Annotated in this window: 11 protein-coding genes; 7 read left to right on the forward strand and 4 right to left on the reverse strand. The window is 66.5% G+C overall.

Annotation, left to right across the window (positions count from 1 at the left end; all coding sequences use genetic code 11):
* The first annotated feature begins 93 nt into the window (after window positions 1-93).
* The gene (dacB, locus tag ACDI39_RS08740) at window positions 94-1,557 is read left to right on the forward strand and encodes a D-alanyl-D-alanine carboxypeptidase/D-alanyl-D-alanine endopeptidase (protein WP_225786957.1); all 1,464 of its coding nucleotides are present in this window, start codon (window positions 94-96) and stop codon (window positions 1,555-1,557) included.
* Between the two features lie 78 nt (window positions 1,558-1,635).
* On the opposite strand, the gene ACDI39_RS08745 is transcribed toward dacB, so the two are convergent.
* Together ACDI39_RS08745 and rlmKL are read right to left on the reverse strand one after the other, a co-directional pair.
* Window positions 1,636-4,029 (reverse strand): sensor domain-containing diguanylate cyclase, encoded by a 2,394-nt coding sequence (locus ACDI39_RS08745; protein WP_253100490.1) that lies wholly within the window; start codon window positions 4,027-4,029, stop codon window positions 1,636-1,638.
* A 94-nt stretch (window positions 4,030-4,123) separates the two neighbouring features.
* Window positions 4,124-6,316, reverse strand: coding sequence for a bifunctional 23S rRNA (guanine(2069)-N(7))-methyltransferase RlmK/23S rRNA (guanine(2445)-N(2))-methyltransferase RlmL (gene rlmKL, locus ACDI39_RS08750; RefSeq protein WP_486538394.1), 2,193 nt, complete (start codon window positions 6,314-6,316; stop codon window positions 4,124-4,126).
* A gap of 550 nt (window positions 6,317-6,866) precedes the next feature.
* Between rlmKL and rmf the strand changes: the two genes are divergently transcribed.
* The gene (gene rmf, locus ACDI39_RS08755) at window positions 6,867-7,082 is read left to right on the forward strand and encodes a ribosome modulation factor (RefSeq protein WP_225786960.1); all 216 of its coding nucleotides are present in this window, start codon (window positions 6,867-6,869) and stop codon (window positions 7,080-7,082) included.
* A gap of 98 nt (window positions 7,083-7,180) precedes the next feature.
* Here rmf and ACDI39_RS08760 read toward each other — a convergent pair whose 3' ends face one another.
* Complete coding sequence (locus tag ACDI39_RS08760) at window positions 7,181-8,206, reverse strand: quinone-dependent dihydroorotate dehydrogenase (protein WP_225786961.1); 1,026 nt, start codon at window positions 8,204-8,206, stop codon at window positions 7,181-7,183.
* Between the two features lie 150 nt (window positions 8,207-8,356).
* Here ACDI39_RS08760 and ACDI39_RS08765 point away from each other — a divergent pair, with 150 nt between their 5' ends.
* From ACDI39_RS08765 to cobA, 5 genes are all read left to right on the forward strand, one after another.
* Window positions 8,357-9,550, forward strand: coding sequence for a CmpA/NrtA family ABC transporter substrate-binding protein (locus tag ACDI39_RS08765; protein WP_262923523.1), 1,194 nt, complete (start codon window positions 8,357-8,359; stop codon window positions 9,548-9,550).
* Window positions 9,551-9,561: 11 nt separating this feature from the next.
* On the forward strand, window positions 9,562-10,137 hold the full coding sequence (locus ACDI39_RS08770; protein ID WP_225786963.1) for an ANTAR domain-containing response regulator: 576 nt from the start codon (window positions 9,562-9,564) through the stop codon (window positions 10,135-10,137).
* 373 nt (window positions 10,138-10,510) lie between these two features.
* On the forward strand, window positions 10,511-11,722 hold the full coding sequence (locus ACDI39_RS08775) for a nitrate/nitrite transporter (protein ID WP_225786964.1): 1,212 nt from the start codon (window positions 10,511-10,513) through the stop codon (window positions 11,720-11,722).
* 9 nt (window positions 11,723-11,731) lie between these two features.
* Window positions 11,732-13,393: a bifunctional protein-serine/threonine kinase/phosphatase gene (locus ACDI39_RS08780; RefSeq protein ID WP_253167554.1), complete on the forward strand. Its 1,662-nt coding sequence runs from the start codon at window positions 11,732-11,734 to the stop codon at window positions 13,391-13,393.
* A 28-nt stretch (window positions 13,394-13,421) separates the two neighbouring features.
* Window positions 13,422-14,168: a uroporphyrinogen-III C-methyltransferase gene (gene cobA, locus ACDI39_RS08785; protein WP_253167555.1), complete on the forward strand. Its 747-nt coding sequence runs from the start codon at window positions 13,422-13,424 to the stop codon at window positions 14,166-14,168.
* Between the two features lie 76 nt (window positions 14,169-14,244).
* Here the strand turns inward: cobA and ACDI39_RS08790 are convergent, their stop codons facing one another.
* On the reverse strand, window positions 14,245-15,279 hold the full coding sequence (locus ACDI39_RS08790) for an OmpA family protein (protein WP_253090882.1): 1,035 nt from the start codon (window positions 15,277-15,279) through the stop codon (window positions 14,245-14,247).
* Window positions 15,280-15,365: the final 86 nt, after the last annotated feature.

Genomic DNA, 15,365 nt, shown 5'->3' on the forward strand with positions numbered 1-15,365 from the left:
GCTTGGGGCATAATGCGCACTATATTTCGTCTGGGGGCCATCATCTCGTACAGCCCCGTTGTCCTTTCCCTCGTACGCAGGGTTCCAGTACCTATGATCAAAACGCTCCGCCCACTGCTCCTCGCCGGCCTGCTCCTGCCACTGGCCATGCCCAGCCAGGCCGCCCCCGTCAACACCACCCTGTCGCCCAAGGTGCAGCAGGCGCTGAAGAACAACAAGCTGCAGAATTCTGCCCTGTCCCTGGTGATGCTGCCCCTCGATGGGCCAGGCACACCGACGATCTACAACGCCGACGTGTCGGTGAACCCGGCGTCGACCATGAAGCTGGTCACCACCTACGCCGCCCTGGAACTGCTCGGCCCGACCTTCCAGTGGAAGACCGAGTTCTATACCGATGGCACCCTGAGCAACGGCGTGCTCAACGGCAATCTGTACCTCAAGGGCGGCGGCGATCCGAAGCTGAACATGGAGAAGCTCTGGCTGCTGATGCGCGACCTGCGGGCCAACGGGGTACGCACCGTCAGCGGTGACCTGGTGCTCGATCGCAGCCACTTCGTCCAGCCCAACCTGCCCCAGTTCGACGATGACGGCGGCGACATGAACAAGCCGTTCCTGGTCAGGCCCGACTCGCTGCTGGTCAACCTCAAGGCCCTGCGCTTCGTCGCCCGTAACGACGGCGGCAAGGTGACGGTATCGGTCGAACCACCAATCGCCAACATCCGCATCGACAACCAGGTCAAGGCCCTAACGTCCCGGCAGTGCACCGGTGAGGTGCGCTACAACCCGACGGTGCAGGCCAATGGTGTCAGCGTCGTGGTCAGCGGCCAGTTGGGCGATGGCTGCAACTCCCAGACCTACCTGGCGCTGCTCGACCATCCGACCTATGCCGCCGGCGCCGTGCGGGCGATCTGGAGCGAGCTGGGCGGTACCATCCAGGGCCGCGACCGCGTCGAGAACGTGCCCAAGAGCGCACGCCTGCTGGCCCGCGCGTTCTCGCCAGACCTGGTGGAAGTGATCCGCGACATCAACAAGTACAGCAACAACACCATGGCCCAGCAGTTGTTCCTCAGCCTGGGCGCGCAGTTCCGTACCGACGTCGACGGCGACGACGCCCGTGCCGCCCAGCGCGTGGTGCGCCAGTGGCTGGCGCGCAAGGGCATCACCGCGCCACACCTGGTGATGGAGAACGGATCCGGGCTGTCTCGCGCCGAGCGGGTCAGCACGCGGGAGATGGCGGCGCTGCTCAAGGCGGCGTGGAAGAGCCCTTATTCGGCCGAGTTCATCAGTTCCATGCCCTTGGTAGGCATGGACGGCACCATGCGCAAGCGGCTCAAGCGCACCGCCCTGACCGGCGAGGGCCACATCAAGACCGGGACGCTCAATACCGTGCGGGCGATTGCCGGGTACACTCGGGACAGCAACGGCCATACCTGGGCAGTGGCGGCAATCCTCAACGATCCCCGGCCCTGGGGGGCTTCGCAGGTGCTTGACCAGGTCTTGTTGGACCTTTATCGGCAACCGAAGCTGATCGAGCGTACGGCGGCTACAGGGCCCTGATGGGCTTGGGGCCGCAAAGCGGCCCCCAAAATGGCGTACTTGCCTACACATAATGCCGAAATCCCGCCCTGCCAAACCTCAGGACAACTCCGCCTCGACCCGATCCCGCCCCGCCTGTTTCGCCGCATACACCCCGGCATCGGCCCGCAGCAACAGCGCATCGGCGCCCTCTCCCGGCCGCCAGCCCGCCACCCCGAAGCTCGCCGTCACCCTGCCCACGCCCTCCACCGCCACACTGCGAACCCCCTGCCACAACTCCAGCGCCAGCGAGCGCGCCTGCTCGGCATTGCTCCCCGGGCACAGCACCATGAACTCCTCTCCCCCCAGCCGACAGAACACATCGGTACGCCGCAGCCTGTGCCCGATACGCTGGCACAGGCTGCGCAACACATGGTCGCCCACCGCATGCCCGTACTGGTCGTTGATCCGCTTGAAATGATCGATATCGAGCATGATCACCGCCAGGTCCAGGCCATCCCGCTGGGCCCGTTCCAGCTCGCTCTTGAGCCGCTCCTGAAAGTAGCGGCGGTTGTGGATACCGGTCAGCGCATCGGTGACCGAGAGAGTCCTGAGCTCTTCCTCGACCCGCTTGAGATCGGAAATGTCGGTCAGGTAGCCATGCCACAAGGTACAGCCATCCTCGCCCTCCTCCGGCGTCGCCTCGCCACGGACCCAACGCAGGCCCGCCCGGGGCAGGACCACCCGGTATTCCTCGCGCCACGGCGTGAGATGCTCGGCCGAATAGCGCACTGACCTGCGCACCCGGTCCAGGTCGTCAGGGTGGATGCGCTCGAACACCACCGTGGCATCCTGGCGCAGCAGCTGCAGGTCGACCTCATAGATGTCGTACAAGCCTTTGCTGGCATAGGGGAAACAGGAACGCCCATCAGCGTCCAGGCGGTACTGGTAGATGCCACCGGGGACTTCGGCGCTGAGCTTTTCCAGCAGGCGATCACGCACGGCCAACGCTTCGAGGACACGCCGGCGCTCGGTGACGTCGATGCAGATCGCCAGGTAGCCGACCCACAGGCCTTGCTCGTCGAGCACCGCGGTGACCAGCATGTTGCCCAACAGGTGGCTGCCATCCTTGCGCACCAGGGTCCACTCCCCCGGTTCGCCACCGCCCTCCTGCACCGTCTCGGCGAACATCGCCTGGCCACCGCAGATCTCGCGCCCGTAGCGCAGGCTCAAGGCGTGGGCACGCTGATGCAATTCCTCGGGCTGGACCAGGTCCTCCAGCGTCAAGTGGCCGATCGCCTCGCGGGCCGTGTAGCCGAACATCCGCTCGGCGCCGGCATTGAAGGTGCTGACCAAGCCCTTGAGGCTGGTGGCGATGATCGCCACCTGGGTCGCGGCATCCAGCACGCTGCGCAACTGGTTGTGGGTCTCGCGCAGGGACTGCTCGCTGACCCGCAGCTCGGCGGTACGCTGCTCGACCAGGTGCAAGGCCCGCTGCCGTTGGCTGAACAGGCTGTAGAGCAAGGCGCTGAGCAATACGCTCAGCAAGCCGCCCAGCAGGCTGACCGCCAGGACCACGGAGGCGCGATTGGCCCGGAGAAAGACCAGGCTGGGACGAATGTCGAGCTGGTAATGATGGTCGGCCAGGTGCAACAGGTGCCGGCTGGCCAATCGCACCCGGGCGACCGGGCTCTGCGAGTCGAACAGCACTTCGTCGCCACTCGGCCCGGAGGTATCGAGGATACGCACCACCAGGTTGTCCTCGGCCGCTGGCGGCAGGCCCTCGGCGATCAACTGATGCAGGCTCAGCAGCGCCATCACGTAGCCGGCGGGTGGGCCGCCGAGGGCGTTCTCGGTGAACACCGGCGCCACCATCAGCAAGCCTCGGACAGCCCCCGCTTCGGCGTTGATCACATCCAGCGGCGCGGACACCGCCATGCTACCCGGCGAGACGGCCCGGGCCAGGGTCGCCTCGCGCTGGGGCTGGCCACGCAGGTCCAGGCCCGCGGGCAGGCCCAGCACGTCAGAAGACTGGGTGTAGAGCACCGGATAATGAGGGTCGCGGGGCGCTGCCGGGCGCCAACCGCCCTGCCCGTCCTGGTCGCGGATGCGGTAGTCCTGGCCGAGCCAGGCGCTGGCCCGTCGCTCGAAGTCATCGCGCTGCCCGGCCTCGACCCGCGGCGCCCAGGCGTAGGCCTGGGTCCGGTGCTGCAGCGGGCGGGCATAGCCGTCGAATTCCCGGGGGGTGATTTCGTTGGAGTAGGTGAAGAAGCGCCGCAAGCCATCCAGCCGTTGCTCCTGGTCGTCGAAGCGTTCGGCGATACGGCTGTAGCGCTCATTGGCCAGCAGGTCGAAGCGTTGGCGCAACTGCTGCTTGTAGAGGCTCTGCGCGGCGATGGCCAGCGCGGCCGTGAGCAGGCCGCCCGCGACCAGGGCCGCCAAGGCCACGGCCCAGGCGGACAGCGCTTCGCTGAACAGGCCGAGCACCTTCGCACGCACGCCACACTTCGACATAGAGCATTCTCATCACGTCAGCGTCCTGCGAATTGTCCAGCCCTATGCTGATTTATAGCCATTGGCCATCAGCCCCGCAACGTACCTCGTCGACTCACCGCGCTTGCAGGCGCCAGGCCCTGTGGATCCGGTTGTTGCGCGCGAAATCCGGGTCCAGGGTCTGGGCACTGATCTCCTCCACCGCGTAACGCTCGACCAGGCTCGCGTCGAGCTGGAACTTGCGGAAGTTGTTGGAGAAGTACAGCACACCGCCCGGCGCCAGGCGGGCCATGGCCAGGTCGAGCAGTTGCACGTGATCGCGCTGCACGTCGAACACACCTTCCATGCGCTTGGAGTTGGAGAAGGTCGGCGGGTCGATGAAGATCAGATCGTAGCTGTCCTGGTTGTCTTCCAGCCAGGCCATCACATCGCCCTGCTCCAGGCGGTGACGCTCGGAGAAGCCGTTGAGCGACAGGTTGCGCCGCGCCCAGTCGAGGTAGGTCTTGGACAAGTCGACGCTGGTGGTGCTGCGCGCGCCGCCCTTGGCCGCATGGACCGTGGCCGTGGCGGTGTAGCAGAACAGGTTGAGAAAGCGCTTGCCGGCCGCCTCGCGCTGGATGCGCAGGCGCATCGGCCGATGGTCGAGGAACAGGCCGGTGTCCAGGTAGTCGGTGAGGTTGACCAGCAGCTTGACGCCGCCCTCGTTCACGGTCTGGAAGCGGCCTTCGCTGCCCTGGCGCTCGTACTGGCGCGTGCCACTCTGGCGCTCACGGCGCTTGAGCACCACGCGCTGCGGGTCGATGCCCAACGCCTGGGGGATCGCCGCCAGGGCGTCGAGCAGGCGAGCCTGGGCCTTGTCCGGGTCGACCGAGCGCGGCGCGGCGTACTCCTGGACATGCACCCAATCCTGGTAGAGGTCGACCGCCAGGGCATATTCCGGCATGTCGGCATCGTACAGGCGGTAGCAGTCGACCTGCTCGCGCCGGGCCCACTTGCCCAGCTGGCGCAGGTTCTTCTGCAAGCGGTTGGCGAACATCTGCGCCCCCTCGGACAGACGCGCCGGCTCACTGGCCACGCTCGCAGGCCGCCCCGGCTCGCCAGCCTCGGCATCGGCCTGGCGACGCTCGCCGGTGACGAACTGGTCGGGCTGCACCTTGAACAGCAGCAGCTTGCAGGGCAGCGCGCCGTTCCAGAAGGCGTATTGCTTGTGGCTGCGGATGCCCATGCGCTTGCCCAGCTCCGGAGCGCCGGTGAACACCGCCGCCTCCCAGCCCAGGCACGCCTGGCGCAGGCGTTCGCCGAGGTTCTGGTACAGGTACAGCAGGCTGGCCTCGTCGCCCAGGCGCTCACCGTAGGGCGGGTTGCTGATCACCAGGCCTTTCTGGTTCTGGTCCGGGCGCGGCTCGAAGCTGCCGACCTCGCCCTGGTAGATCTTCACCCAGTCCCCCAGCCCGGCGCGCTCGACGTTGTTGCGCCCTGGCTGGATCAGCCGTGGGTCGGCCTCATAGCCGCGAATCCACAGCGGTGGCCTGGCCAACCCGGCCTGGGCACGGGCCTGGGCCTCGTCGTGCAGTTTGCGCCACAGCGCCGGCACATGGCCGAGCCAGGCGCTGAAGCCCCAGCGCTCGCGCTTGAGGTTCGGGGCGATATCGGCGGCCATCATCGCCGCCTCGACCAGGAAAGTACCGACACCGCACATGGGGTCGGCCAGGGCGCCGCCCTGGGCGGCGATACGCGGCCAACCGGCACGGATCAGCACCGCCGCCGCCAGGTTTTCCTTCAACGGCGCAGCGCCCTGCTGCAGGCGATAGCCACGCTGGTGCAGGCTGTGCCCGGACAGGTCGAGAGAGAGGATCGCCTCGCCGCGCTCCAGGCGCAGGTGCACGCGCAGGTCCGGGTCGATCTTGTCCACCGACGGGCGCTGGCCCTCACGGTTGCGCAGCTTGTCGACGATGGCGTCCTTGACCTTGAGGGCGCCGAAGTGGCTGTTGTCGATGCCCGAACCATGGCCGCTGAACTCCACCGCCAGGGTGCCGTCGGCGGCCAGGTGGTCCTGCCAGTCGACCCCGTGCACGCCCTGGTAGAGTTCGTCGGCGTTCTTCATGGCGAAACGCTTGAGTACCAGCAGCACGCGGTTGGCCAGGCGCGACCAGAGGCACAGGCGGTAGGCGGTTTCCATGTCGGCCAGACCACGGATGGCCGAGGTGTGCTCGCGCACATCGTCCAGGCCCAGGCCGCGGGCCTCCTCGGCGAGCAGGCCTTCCAGGCCCTTGGGGCAGGTGAGATAGAGTTCGAAACGGTCCGACATGAGCAATCCAGAGCCTTGGGCTGAGTGAGTGACGGGGCGACGCATCGCCCCGCCGATGTTTGCCCGAACGCCCTTCCAGCAGGCGTCCGAGTGGCCTTGCCCGTCTCCGGGAAGCGCCAGGCCGCCTGATCGACATACCCTCCGCCCGTGGCGAAAGCAGGTTAGATCGTCAGGCAGTACGAAAATTTCCGGCGGCGAAGCAGCCGATGTGACCCTTCGTCGCATTACCTATTATTACCGTCATCCTCCAGCAGCACTGGCCAAATGACGCCAAGGGGCATTAAACCCTGATCATAGCGGGCTCAACAGCAAATAAAGTTGAGTCGCATTTATTTACTTATCCTCTGACCCTCGGAAAGGTTACGTCCTTATGACAAATCGATCATTCACAGTGTGACGCGCTTTGGTTAGAACTCCTCTTAGGCCGTCTCGCAACGGGACGGCACTTCTGCTCGCCACGCCGGCAGCGAGCGCATACCGGCAGAAAGATTCTGCCCGGCCTCGGAGAGGTCGACGGGACATTACAGTCAACAAGTGAGGGCAACACCCTATGAGAAGACTTAAGCGTGATCCGTTGGAAAGAGCATATTCACGTGGCTACCAGTATGGGGTCACCGGCAAATCCCGCGAGCTTTGCCCCTTCAACCTGCCATCCGTTCGCCAAGCCTGGATCAATGGCTGGCGTGAAGGACGGGGCGACAACTGGGACGGTCTGACCGGCACCGCTGGTATCCAGAGACTCAACGAAAATCACGCCGTTGGCTGAGCGAGGACACTGAATTCGAGTCACCATGCACGCCCTATCCGGGCGGCGGGCTAAGGCCCAGGGGCCCCTTCGAGGGGCCCTTTTTTATGCCCGCCGATTTACTGGCGCGGCATCGCCGCAATGGCATCGACCGCTTCGCGGATCAATGCCGGCCCCTTGTAGATGAACCCCGAGTAGATCTGCACCAGGCTGGCGCCTGCGGCGATCTTCTGCGCCGCATGCCGGCCTTCGGTGATCCCCCCGGCGGCGATGATCGGCAGCTTGCCGCCCAGCTCGCCCGACAGCACCTTGACCGTATGGGTGCTCTTCTCCAGCACCGGCGCACCGGACAGGCCACCCGCCTCGTCGCCGAACGGCAGGCCCTCGACCCCCTCGCGGCCCAGGGTGGTGTTGGTGGCGATCACCGCATCCATGCCCGACTCCAGCAAGGCCGAGGCGACCAAGGCGGTTTCCTCGTCGGTCATGTCCGGGGCGATCTTGATCGCCAGCGGCACACGCTTGCCGTGCTCGAGCGCCAGTTGCTCGCGCCGCGCCGCCAGGGCATCGAGCAGTTGCTTGAGCGAATCGCCGAACTGCAGGGTGCGCAGGCCCGGCGTGTTGGGCGAGCTGACATTGACGGTGATGTAGCTGGCCGCGCCGTAGACCTTCTCCAGGCAGATCAGGTAGTCATCCACCGCACGCTCGACCGGGGTATCGAAGTTCTTGCCGATGTTGATGCCCAGCACACCGTCGTAGCGTGCCGCCCGTACCCGTGCCAGGAGGTGGTCGACGCCCAGGTTGTTGAAGCCCATGCGGTTGATGATCGCCGTCGCCTCCGGCAGGCGGAACAGCCGCGGCCGAGGGTTGCCCGGCTGTGCGCGCGGCGTCACGGTACCGATCTCGACGAAACCGAACCCCAGCTGGGCGAAACCGTCGATGGCCGCGCCGTTCTTGTCCAGGCCCGCGGCCAGGCCCACCGGGTTGGCGAAGTTCAAGCCCATGACCGTCACCGGCAAAGCCGCCGGCTGCTTGCACAGCAGGCCATTGAGCCCGAGGCGGCCACCGGCGCCGATCAGGTCCAGGGACAGGTCGTGGGAGGTTTCCGGGGAAAGCTTGAACAGCAGCTGGCGGGCCAGGGTATACATGGGCGGGCAAGACTCGCGGTGAGTGAGGGGGTGGATTATAGCCAGCACGTCGCCCGGGCGACAGGGCCCTGGCACATGGGTTGCTTCGTCAGGCACAACGACAGCCTATCGAGCAACGGCGAGAACTCCGTGAATACACACTTTCCAAGCATGCCCCTGGCCTGGGTCAACGGCAGCGACGCGCCGGAAAAGACCAGCCTGGACATCGGCTTCATGGCCCTGACCGATTGCGCATCGGTGGTGGTGGCCGCCACCCAGGGCTTCGCCCAGTTCCACGGCCTGACCCTCAACCTCAAGCGCCAGGGGTCCTGGGCCGGCCTGCGCGACAAGCTGGTCAGCGGCGAACTCGACGCCGCCCACTGCCTGTACGGCCTGGTCTATGCCGTGCACCTGGGCATCGGCGGCGTACCGGCCCGCGACATGGCCGTGCTCATGGGCCTGAACCAGAACGCCCAGGCCATCAACCTGTCCCCGGCCCTGCAACGCCGGGGCGTGACCAGCCCTGAAGCACTGGCGCGCCTGGTGCACCAGCATGGCGCGCGCCTGACCTTCGCCCAGACCTTCCCCACCGGCACCCATGCCATGTGGCTGTACTACTGGCTGGCCAGCCAGGGCATCCACCCGCTGCGCGACGTGCACAGCGTGGTGGTGCCGCCGGCGCAGATGGCCGCGCATGTCCAGGCCGGGCGCATCGATGGGTTCTGCGTCGGCGAGCCGTGGTCCGCCGACGCCGTGGCCAAGGGCCAGGGCTTCACCCTGGCCACCAGCCAGTCGATCTGGCCGGACCATCCGGAAAAGGTGCTCGGTTGCGCCCGCGCCTTCGTCGAGCAGTACCCCAACAGCGCCCGCGCCCTGGTCAAGGCCATCCTCGCCGCCAGCCGCTTCATCGAACAAAGCCAGGAAAACCGCCGAGGCACTGCCCAACTGCTCAGCGGCAAGGCATACCTGGACACCTCGCTGTCGAGCATCGAGGCGCGGCTGCTCGGCGACTACCAGGACGGCCTGGGCAACCAGTGGCACGACCGCCACGCCCTGCGGCTGTTCGACCAGGGCCGCGCCAACCTGCCCTACCTGTCCGACGGCATGTGGTTCATGACCCAGTTCCGCCGCTGGGGCCTGCTGCACGACGACCCCGACTACCTCGGCGTGGCCCGCCAGGTCCAGCAACTGGCGCTGTACCGTGAGGCGGCCACGGCGCTCGGCGTGCCGTGCGACGACTCGCCCATGCGCAGCAGCCTGCTGCTCGATGGCATCCACTGGGACGGCAGCGATCCCCACGGCTATGCCCGTGGCTTCCGCCTGCATGCCCTGGACGAGGCGCACGGCGTGCGCGCCGGTCTGTGAGGGGGACGAACATGCTGCGCATCCTGCTGATCGACGACACGGAAAAGAAAGTCGGCCGCCTCAAGGCCGCGCTGATCGAAGCCGGCTTCGAGGTGATCGAAGCCACGGGCCTGACCATCGACCTGCCCACCTGCGTCGAAACGGTGCATCCGGACGTGGTGTTGATCGATACCGAGTCACCGGGCCGGGACGTGATGGAACAGGTGGTGCTGGTCAGCCGCGACCGCCCCCGGCCCATCGTGCTCTTTACCGACGAACATGACCCAGGGGTGATGCGCCAGGCCATCCAGGCCGGCGTCAGTGCCTACATCGTCGAAGGCATCCAGGCGGTGCGCCTGCAGCCGATCCTCGACGTGGCCATGGCCCGCTTCGAGAGCGACCAGGCGCTCAAGGCCCAACTGCTGGCCCGCGACCAGCAACTGGCGGAGCGCAAGCGCATCGAGCAGGCCAAGGGGTTGTTGATGAAGATGAAGGACTGCAACGAGGAACAGGCCTACACCCTGATGCGGCGCCAAGCCATGAGCCGCCAGCAGAAGTTGATCCAGGTGGCCGAGCAGATCATCGCCATGCATGAAATGCTCGGCTGAAGCCAGGGCCTCGAGGATGTGAGCCTAGCCTCGAGCCCCCCGGGGGCCGCTTCGTGGGCAAGCGCCCACAGAGAGGGCGAGTCGATCACAAATGATGCGGTTTGCAGGGGCGTGTGGGAGCGGGCTTGCCCGCGATGGGGCGCGAAGCGGCCCTAGGATCACCCGTTGCCAGCATTCACAGACTCGCCCTCAACCCAACACAAGTTGGCCCGGCTCTTGCTGAACGATACCCACAGGTAGCCAACGGCGGTTGCCCCACTCCCGACAAAGACGTCGCTCCCCCTCCACCTCGGTGGACAGGGAAGCGGCGTCTTTTTCGTTCCGCCCTGCGCAGGCAGGGCATGACTACCGCTGCAACCGCGCGAGGTGTTCGATGAGTACGAGCTTCTGGAAATCCGGGCATGTGCCCACCCTGTTTGCCGCGTTCCTGTACTTCGACCTGAGCTTCATGGTCTGGTACCTGCTCGGCCCTCTGGCGGTGCAGATCGCCGCCGACCTGCAACTGAGCGCCCAGCAACGGGGCCTGATGGTCGCCACACCGATCCTCGCGGGCGCGATACTGCGTTTCGCCATGGGCCTGCTGGTCGATCGCCTGTCGCCGAAGACCGCCGGCCTGATCGGCCAGGTGGTGGTCATCGTCGCCCTGGCCTGTGCCTGGCAACTGGGCGTGAACACCTATGAACAGGCCCTGCTGCTGGGCGTGTTCCTCGGTTTCGCCGGTGCCTCGTTCGCCGTGTCGCTGCCCTTGGCCTCCCAGTGGTATCCACCGCAGCACCAGGGCAAGGCCATGGGCATCGCCGGGGCCGGCAACTCCGGCACGGTGTTCGCCGCCCTGCTGGCGCCCGCCCTGGCCGCAGGCTTTGGCTGGAACAATGTGTTCGGCTTCGCCCTCGTGCCGTTGCTGCTGACCCTGGCGCTGTTCGCCCTGCTCGCCCGCAACGCGCCACAGCGCCCCAAGCCCAAGGCCATGGCCGACTACCTCAAGGCCCTCGGCGATCGCGACAGCTGGTGGTTCATGTTCTTCTACAGCGTCACCTTCGGCGGCTTCATCGGCCTGGCCAGCGCCCTGCCCGGCTACTTCAGCGACCAGTACGGCCTGAGCCCGGTCACCGCCGGCTACTACACCGCCGCCTGCGTGTTCGCCGGCAGCCTGATGCGCCCGCTGGGCGGCGCCCTGGCCGATCGCTTCGGCGGTATCCGCACCCTGCTGGCCATGTACAGCGTGGCTGCAGTGTGCATCGCAGCGGTGGGTTTCAACCTGCCCAGTGCCACTGCCGCCCTGACCCTATTCGTCAGCGCCATGCTCGGTCTGGGCGCCGGTAACGGCGCAGTCTTCCAGCTGGTGCCGCAGCGCTTTCGCCAAGAGATCGGGGTGATGACCGGACTGATCGGCATGGCCGGCGGTATCGGCGGCTTCCTCCTGGCCGCCGGCCTCGGCGCCATCAAGCAGCATACCGGTGACTACCAGCTGGGCTTGTGGTTGTTCGCCAGCCTGGGCCTGCTGGCCTGGTTCGGCCTGTACGGTGTCAAGCAGCGCTGGCGCACCACCTGGGGCTCGGCGGCCGTCACCACGGCCCGCATCTGAACGCCGCCCATGGACTTGCGACTGAACTTCGCCCAGGCCAGCGCCACCGGGCCGCGCGTGGAAAACCAGGACGCCCTGCGCCTGGTCACGCCGGCAGCGGAGCTGGCCGCCAGCAAGGGCTACCTCTTCGCCCTCGCCGACGGCGTCAGCCAGTGCGCCGACGGCGGCCTGGCGGCACGGGCCAGCTTGCAGGCGCTGGCCCTGGACTACTACGCCACCCCGGCGACCTGGAGCGTGGCCCAGGCCCTCGATCGCCTGCTGCTGGCACAGAATCGCTGGCTGCGCGCCCAGGGCAACGGCCAGCCCCTGCTGACCACCCTCACCGCCCTGGTGTTGCGCGGGCGCCGCTTCACCCTGGCGCACGTCGGCGATTGCCGCGCCTACCGCTGGCACGACGACCAGTTGCAATGCCTGAGCGAAGACCATGTCTGGGACCAGCCCGGCATGCAGCATGTGCTCAAGCGTGCACTGGGCCTGGACCAGCACCTGCTGGTCGATTACCTGGAGGGCGAGCTGCGCCACGGCGAATGTTTCCTGCTGCTGAGCGATGGGGTGTGGGCAAGCCTGGGGGACCAGCGCATCCGTTCGCTGCTGCGCGAGCAGAGCGACCTGCAGGAGGCCGCCGACACCCTGGTCGCCACGGCCCACCGCTGTGGCAGCCAGGACAACGCCAGCGCCCTGCTGGTGCGTGTCGAACAGCTCGGCCCGGCGAACCTCGGCGACACCCTGGCGCAGTTGCAGCAATGGCCGATCCCGGCCGCGCTGCGCCCAGGTCAGTCGCTCGATGGCTGGCACATCGAGGCCTTGCTGTCGCGCAGCCAGCAATCGGTGCTCTACCGCGCCCGTGACAGGCAGGGGCAAGCCTGGCTGCTCAAGACCCTGCCCGCCCACCAGGAAGGTGCCGCCCAGCGCCTGCTGCTGGAAGAGTGGTTCCTGCGCCGGGTCAGCGGCCGACACTTCCCCGAGGTGCATGCCGCCAGCCAGCGCCAGCACCTGTACTACCTGATGCGCGAGTATCCCGGCCAGACGCTGGCCGCCCTGCTGGCCGAGCACGGGCCGCTGTCGTTGGCGCGCTGGCTCGAAGTGGCGCGCCAGTTGCTGCAGGCCGTGGGCATCCTGCACCGGCGCAACCTGCTGCACCGGGACATCAAGCCAGACAACCTGCACCTTGGCGACGACGGCCAGTTGCGCCTGCTGGACTTCGGCCTGGCCTACTGCCCGGGCCTGTCCGAGGATACGCCGCACCTATTGCCCGGCACGCCGTCGTTCATCGCCCCGGAAGCCTTCGAAGGCCAGCCTCCCAGCCCGCGCCAGGACCTCTACGCAGCCGGCGTGACCCTGTACCACCTGCTGACCGGCCACTACCCCTATGGCGAGATCGAAGCCTTCCAGCGCCCGCGCTTCAGCCACCCGGTGAACCCAGCGCGCTATCGCCCCGATGTGCCGGAGTGGCTGCAGCACAACCTGCAGCAGGCGGTGGCCGCAGACCCCGGCCAACGCTTCGAAACCGCCGAACAATGGCTGCTGCTGCTCGAGCGCGGCGACCGCCAGGACTTGCCCGGGCGCCCTCGCCCCCTGCTGGAACGCGAACCACTGAAGACCTGGAGAACCCTGGCGCTGCTTTCCCTGCTGCTGAACCTGATCGTGCTCTTCGCCCTGTTCAAGGGCTGAACGGTGCCTGCCCATGAGGAGAATACGAATGAATGCGAAAGTCTGGCTGGTCGGTGCCGGCCCTGGAGACCCCGAGCTGCTGACCCTCAAGGCCGTGCGTGCGCTGCGACAGGCGCAGGTGGTGCTGGTCGATGACTTGGTCAACCCCGCCATGCTGGAGCACTGCCCAGGCGCCCGGGTCATTGCCGTGGGCAAGCGCGGCGGCTGCCGCTCCACGCCCCAGGCGTTCATCCAGCGCCTGATGCTGCGCCACGCCCGCCAGGGCCGCTGCGTGGTTCGACTCAAGGGCGGCGACCCGTGCATCTTCGGCCGCGGCGGCGAAGAAGCGCTGTGGCTGCAGGCGCGGGGCATCGAGGTGGAGGTGGTGAACGGCATCACCGCAGGGCTGGCCGGCGCGACGCAGTGCGGGATCCCCCTGACCCTGCGCGGCGTCAGCCGGGGCGTGACGCTGGTGACAGCGCATACCCAGGATGACAGCGAAGTGAACTGGCAGGCCCTGGCCGAGGGCGGCACGACGCTGGTGGTGTACATGGGGGTGGCGCGGCTGGAGCATATCCGTCGCGGCCTGCTGGAAGGTGGTATGGCGGCGCACACACCGGTGGCGATGATCGAGAACGCCTCGTTGCCCCAACAGCGGGCGTGCCGCAGCCGGTTGGGTGGGATGACGGACGACGCCCTGGCGTTCGGCCTGCGCAGCCCGGCGATCCTGGTCATTGGCGAGGTCGTGGGCGAATCGGCAGCGCTAGCGGGCGAGTTACGGGCATTGGTGGGTTAGCGAAGCGGCCCCAATAAAACCCCCACCAAAGAAAAACCCGGCCGAAGCCGGGTTTTTCCGTGAAGCATCAAACCAATTACTTGGCCTGGGCTTCGACCTGAGCTTCAACGCGACGGTTGATGGCACGGCCTTCCGAGGTGGCGTTGTCGGCGACCGGACGGGTCTCACCGTAGCCAACCGAATCAACACGGGAGGACTCGATGCCGTACTGCTCGGTCAGGACCTGCTTGACCGCATCGGCACGACGCTCGGACAGTTTCTGGTTGTAAGCGTCAGGACCAACGGAGTCGGTGTGACCTTCAACAGTGGTGGTGGTCTGCGGGTACTGCTTCATGAAGTCAGCCAGGTTCTGGATGTCACCGTAGCTGTTCGGCTTGACCACCGACTTGTCGAAGTCGAACTTGACGTCCAGCTCGACACGTACGACTTCGGCGACTGCCGGGCAGCCGTCGGCGTCAACGGTGACGTTGGCCGGAGTGTCAGGGCACTTGTCGACGTTGTCGCAGACGCCGTCGTTGTCGCTGTCGGCGCAGACTTCGGCAACCGGAGCAGGCGCGACTTCAGCTTGCTTCGGGCTACCGCCGAAGTTCAGGCCGATACCGACGCTCGGTGCCCACTCGGTGTCACCCTGGTCGATGTTGTACTGGGCTTCTACGCCAGCACGGGCGTAGAACATGTCGGTGATGTACCACTTGGCACCGGCGCCGACGTTGGCGAAGGTGGAGTGGTCACGACCGCTGCGACCGGTCTGGCGGATGCTCTGGTGCGAGAAACCAGCCGAAACGTACGGACGGATGGCGTCGTACGGGTTGTTGAAGTGGTAAACGGCGTCCAGGGCGGTGTTGGAGCCCAGGATGTTCTTGCCGTCGTCGCCACGCGCGTTGTGAACTTCGTCGTAGCCCAGGCGCAGTTCGACGTCGTCGGTCAGGAAGTAACCGATCGAACCACCGAACAGGTTACCGTCGTTCTTGAAGTTGCGCTGGCTGTCGAAGAATTCCTTCTTGTAGAAGATCTCGGTTTCGACGGCGCCTTGACCTTGTGCCAGAGCGCCAATTGAAGTGGCGGCTACAAGCGAACCAATGGCCAAGCCCAAGGTGTTTTTCAATTTCATCCGTTAAATCCCCATCTGGTGATAGTTAAGCAGTCCCGACAAACTCCGGGGGACAACTCGTCGGCAAGTCTAGCAGAACTCGCCGG

The organism is Pseudomonas sp. Tun-23181, from assembly GCF_057415455.1.

Bases quoted from the DNA above. Each gene is read 5' to 3' on its own strand.
- ACDI39_RS08790 (WP_253090882.1), bottom strand. From the start codon at position 15,279: ATGAAATTGAAAAACACCTTGGGCTTGGCCATTGGTTCGCTTGTAGCC.
- ACDI39_RS08760 (WP_225786961.1), bottom strand. From the start codon at position 8,206: ATGTATACCCTGGCCCGCCAGCTGCTGTTCAAGCTTTCCCCGGAAACC.
- ACDI39_RS08770 (WP_225786963.1), top strand. From the start codon at position 9,562: ATGCTGCGCATCCTGCTGATCGACGACACGGAAAAGAAAGTCGGCCGC.
- dacB (WP_225786957.1), top strand. From the start codon at position 94: ATGATCAAAACGCTCCGCCCACTGCTCCTCGCCGGCCTGCTCCTGCCA.
- ACDI39_RS08745 (WP_253100490.1), bottom strand. From the start codon at position 4,029: ATGTCGAAGTGTGGCGTGCGTGCGAAGGTGCTCGGCCTGTTCAGCGAA.
- rmf (WP_225786960.1), top strand. From the start codon at position 6,867: ATGAGAAGACTTAAGCGTGATCCGTTGGAAAGAGCATATTCACGTGGC.
- cobA (WP_253167555.1), top strand. From the start codon at position 13,422: ATGAATGCGAAAGTCTGGCTGGTCGGTGCCGGCCCTGGAGACCCCGAG.
- ACDI39_RS08780 (WP_253167554.1), top strand. From the start codon at position 11,732: ATGGACTTGCGACTGAACTTCGCCCAGGCCAGCGCCACCGGGCCGCGC.
- ACDI39_RS08775 (WP_225786964.1), top strand. From the start codon at position 10,511: ATGAGTACGAGCTTCTGGAAATCCGGGCATGTGCCCACCCTGTTTGCC.
- ACDI39_RS08765 (WP_262923523.1), top strand. From the start codon at position 8,357: ATGCCCCTGGCCTGGGTCAACGGCAGCGACGCGCCGGAAAAGACCAGC.
- rlmKL (WP_486538394.1), bottom strand. From the start codon at position 6,316: ATGTCGGACCGTTTCGAACTCTATCTCACCTGCCCCAAGGGCCTGGAA.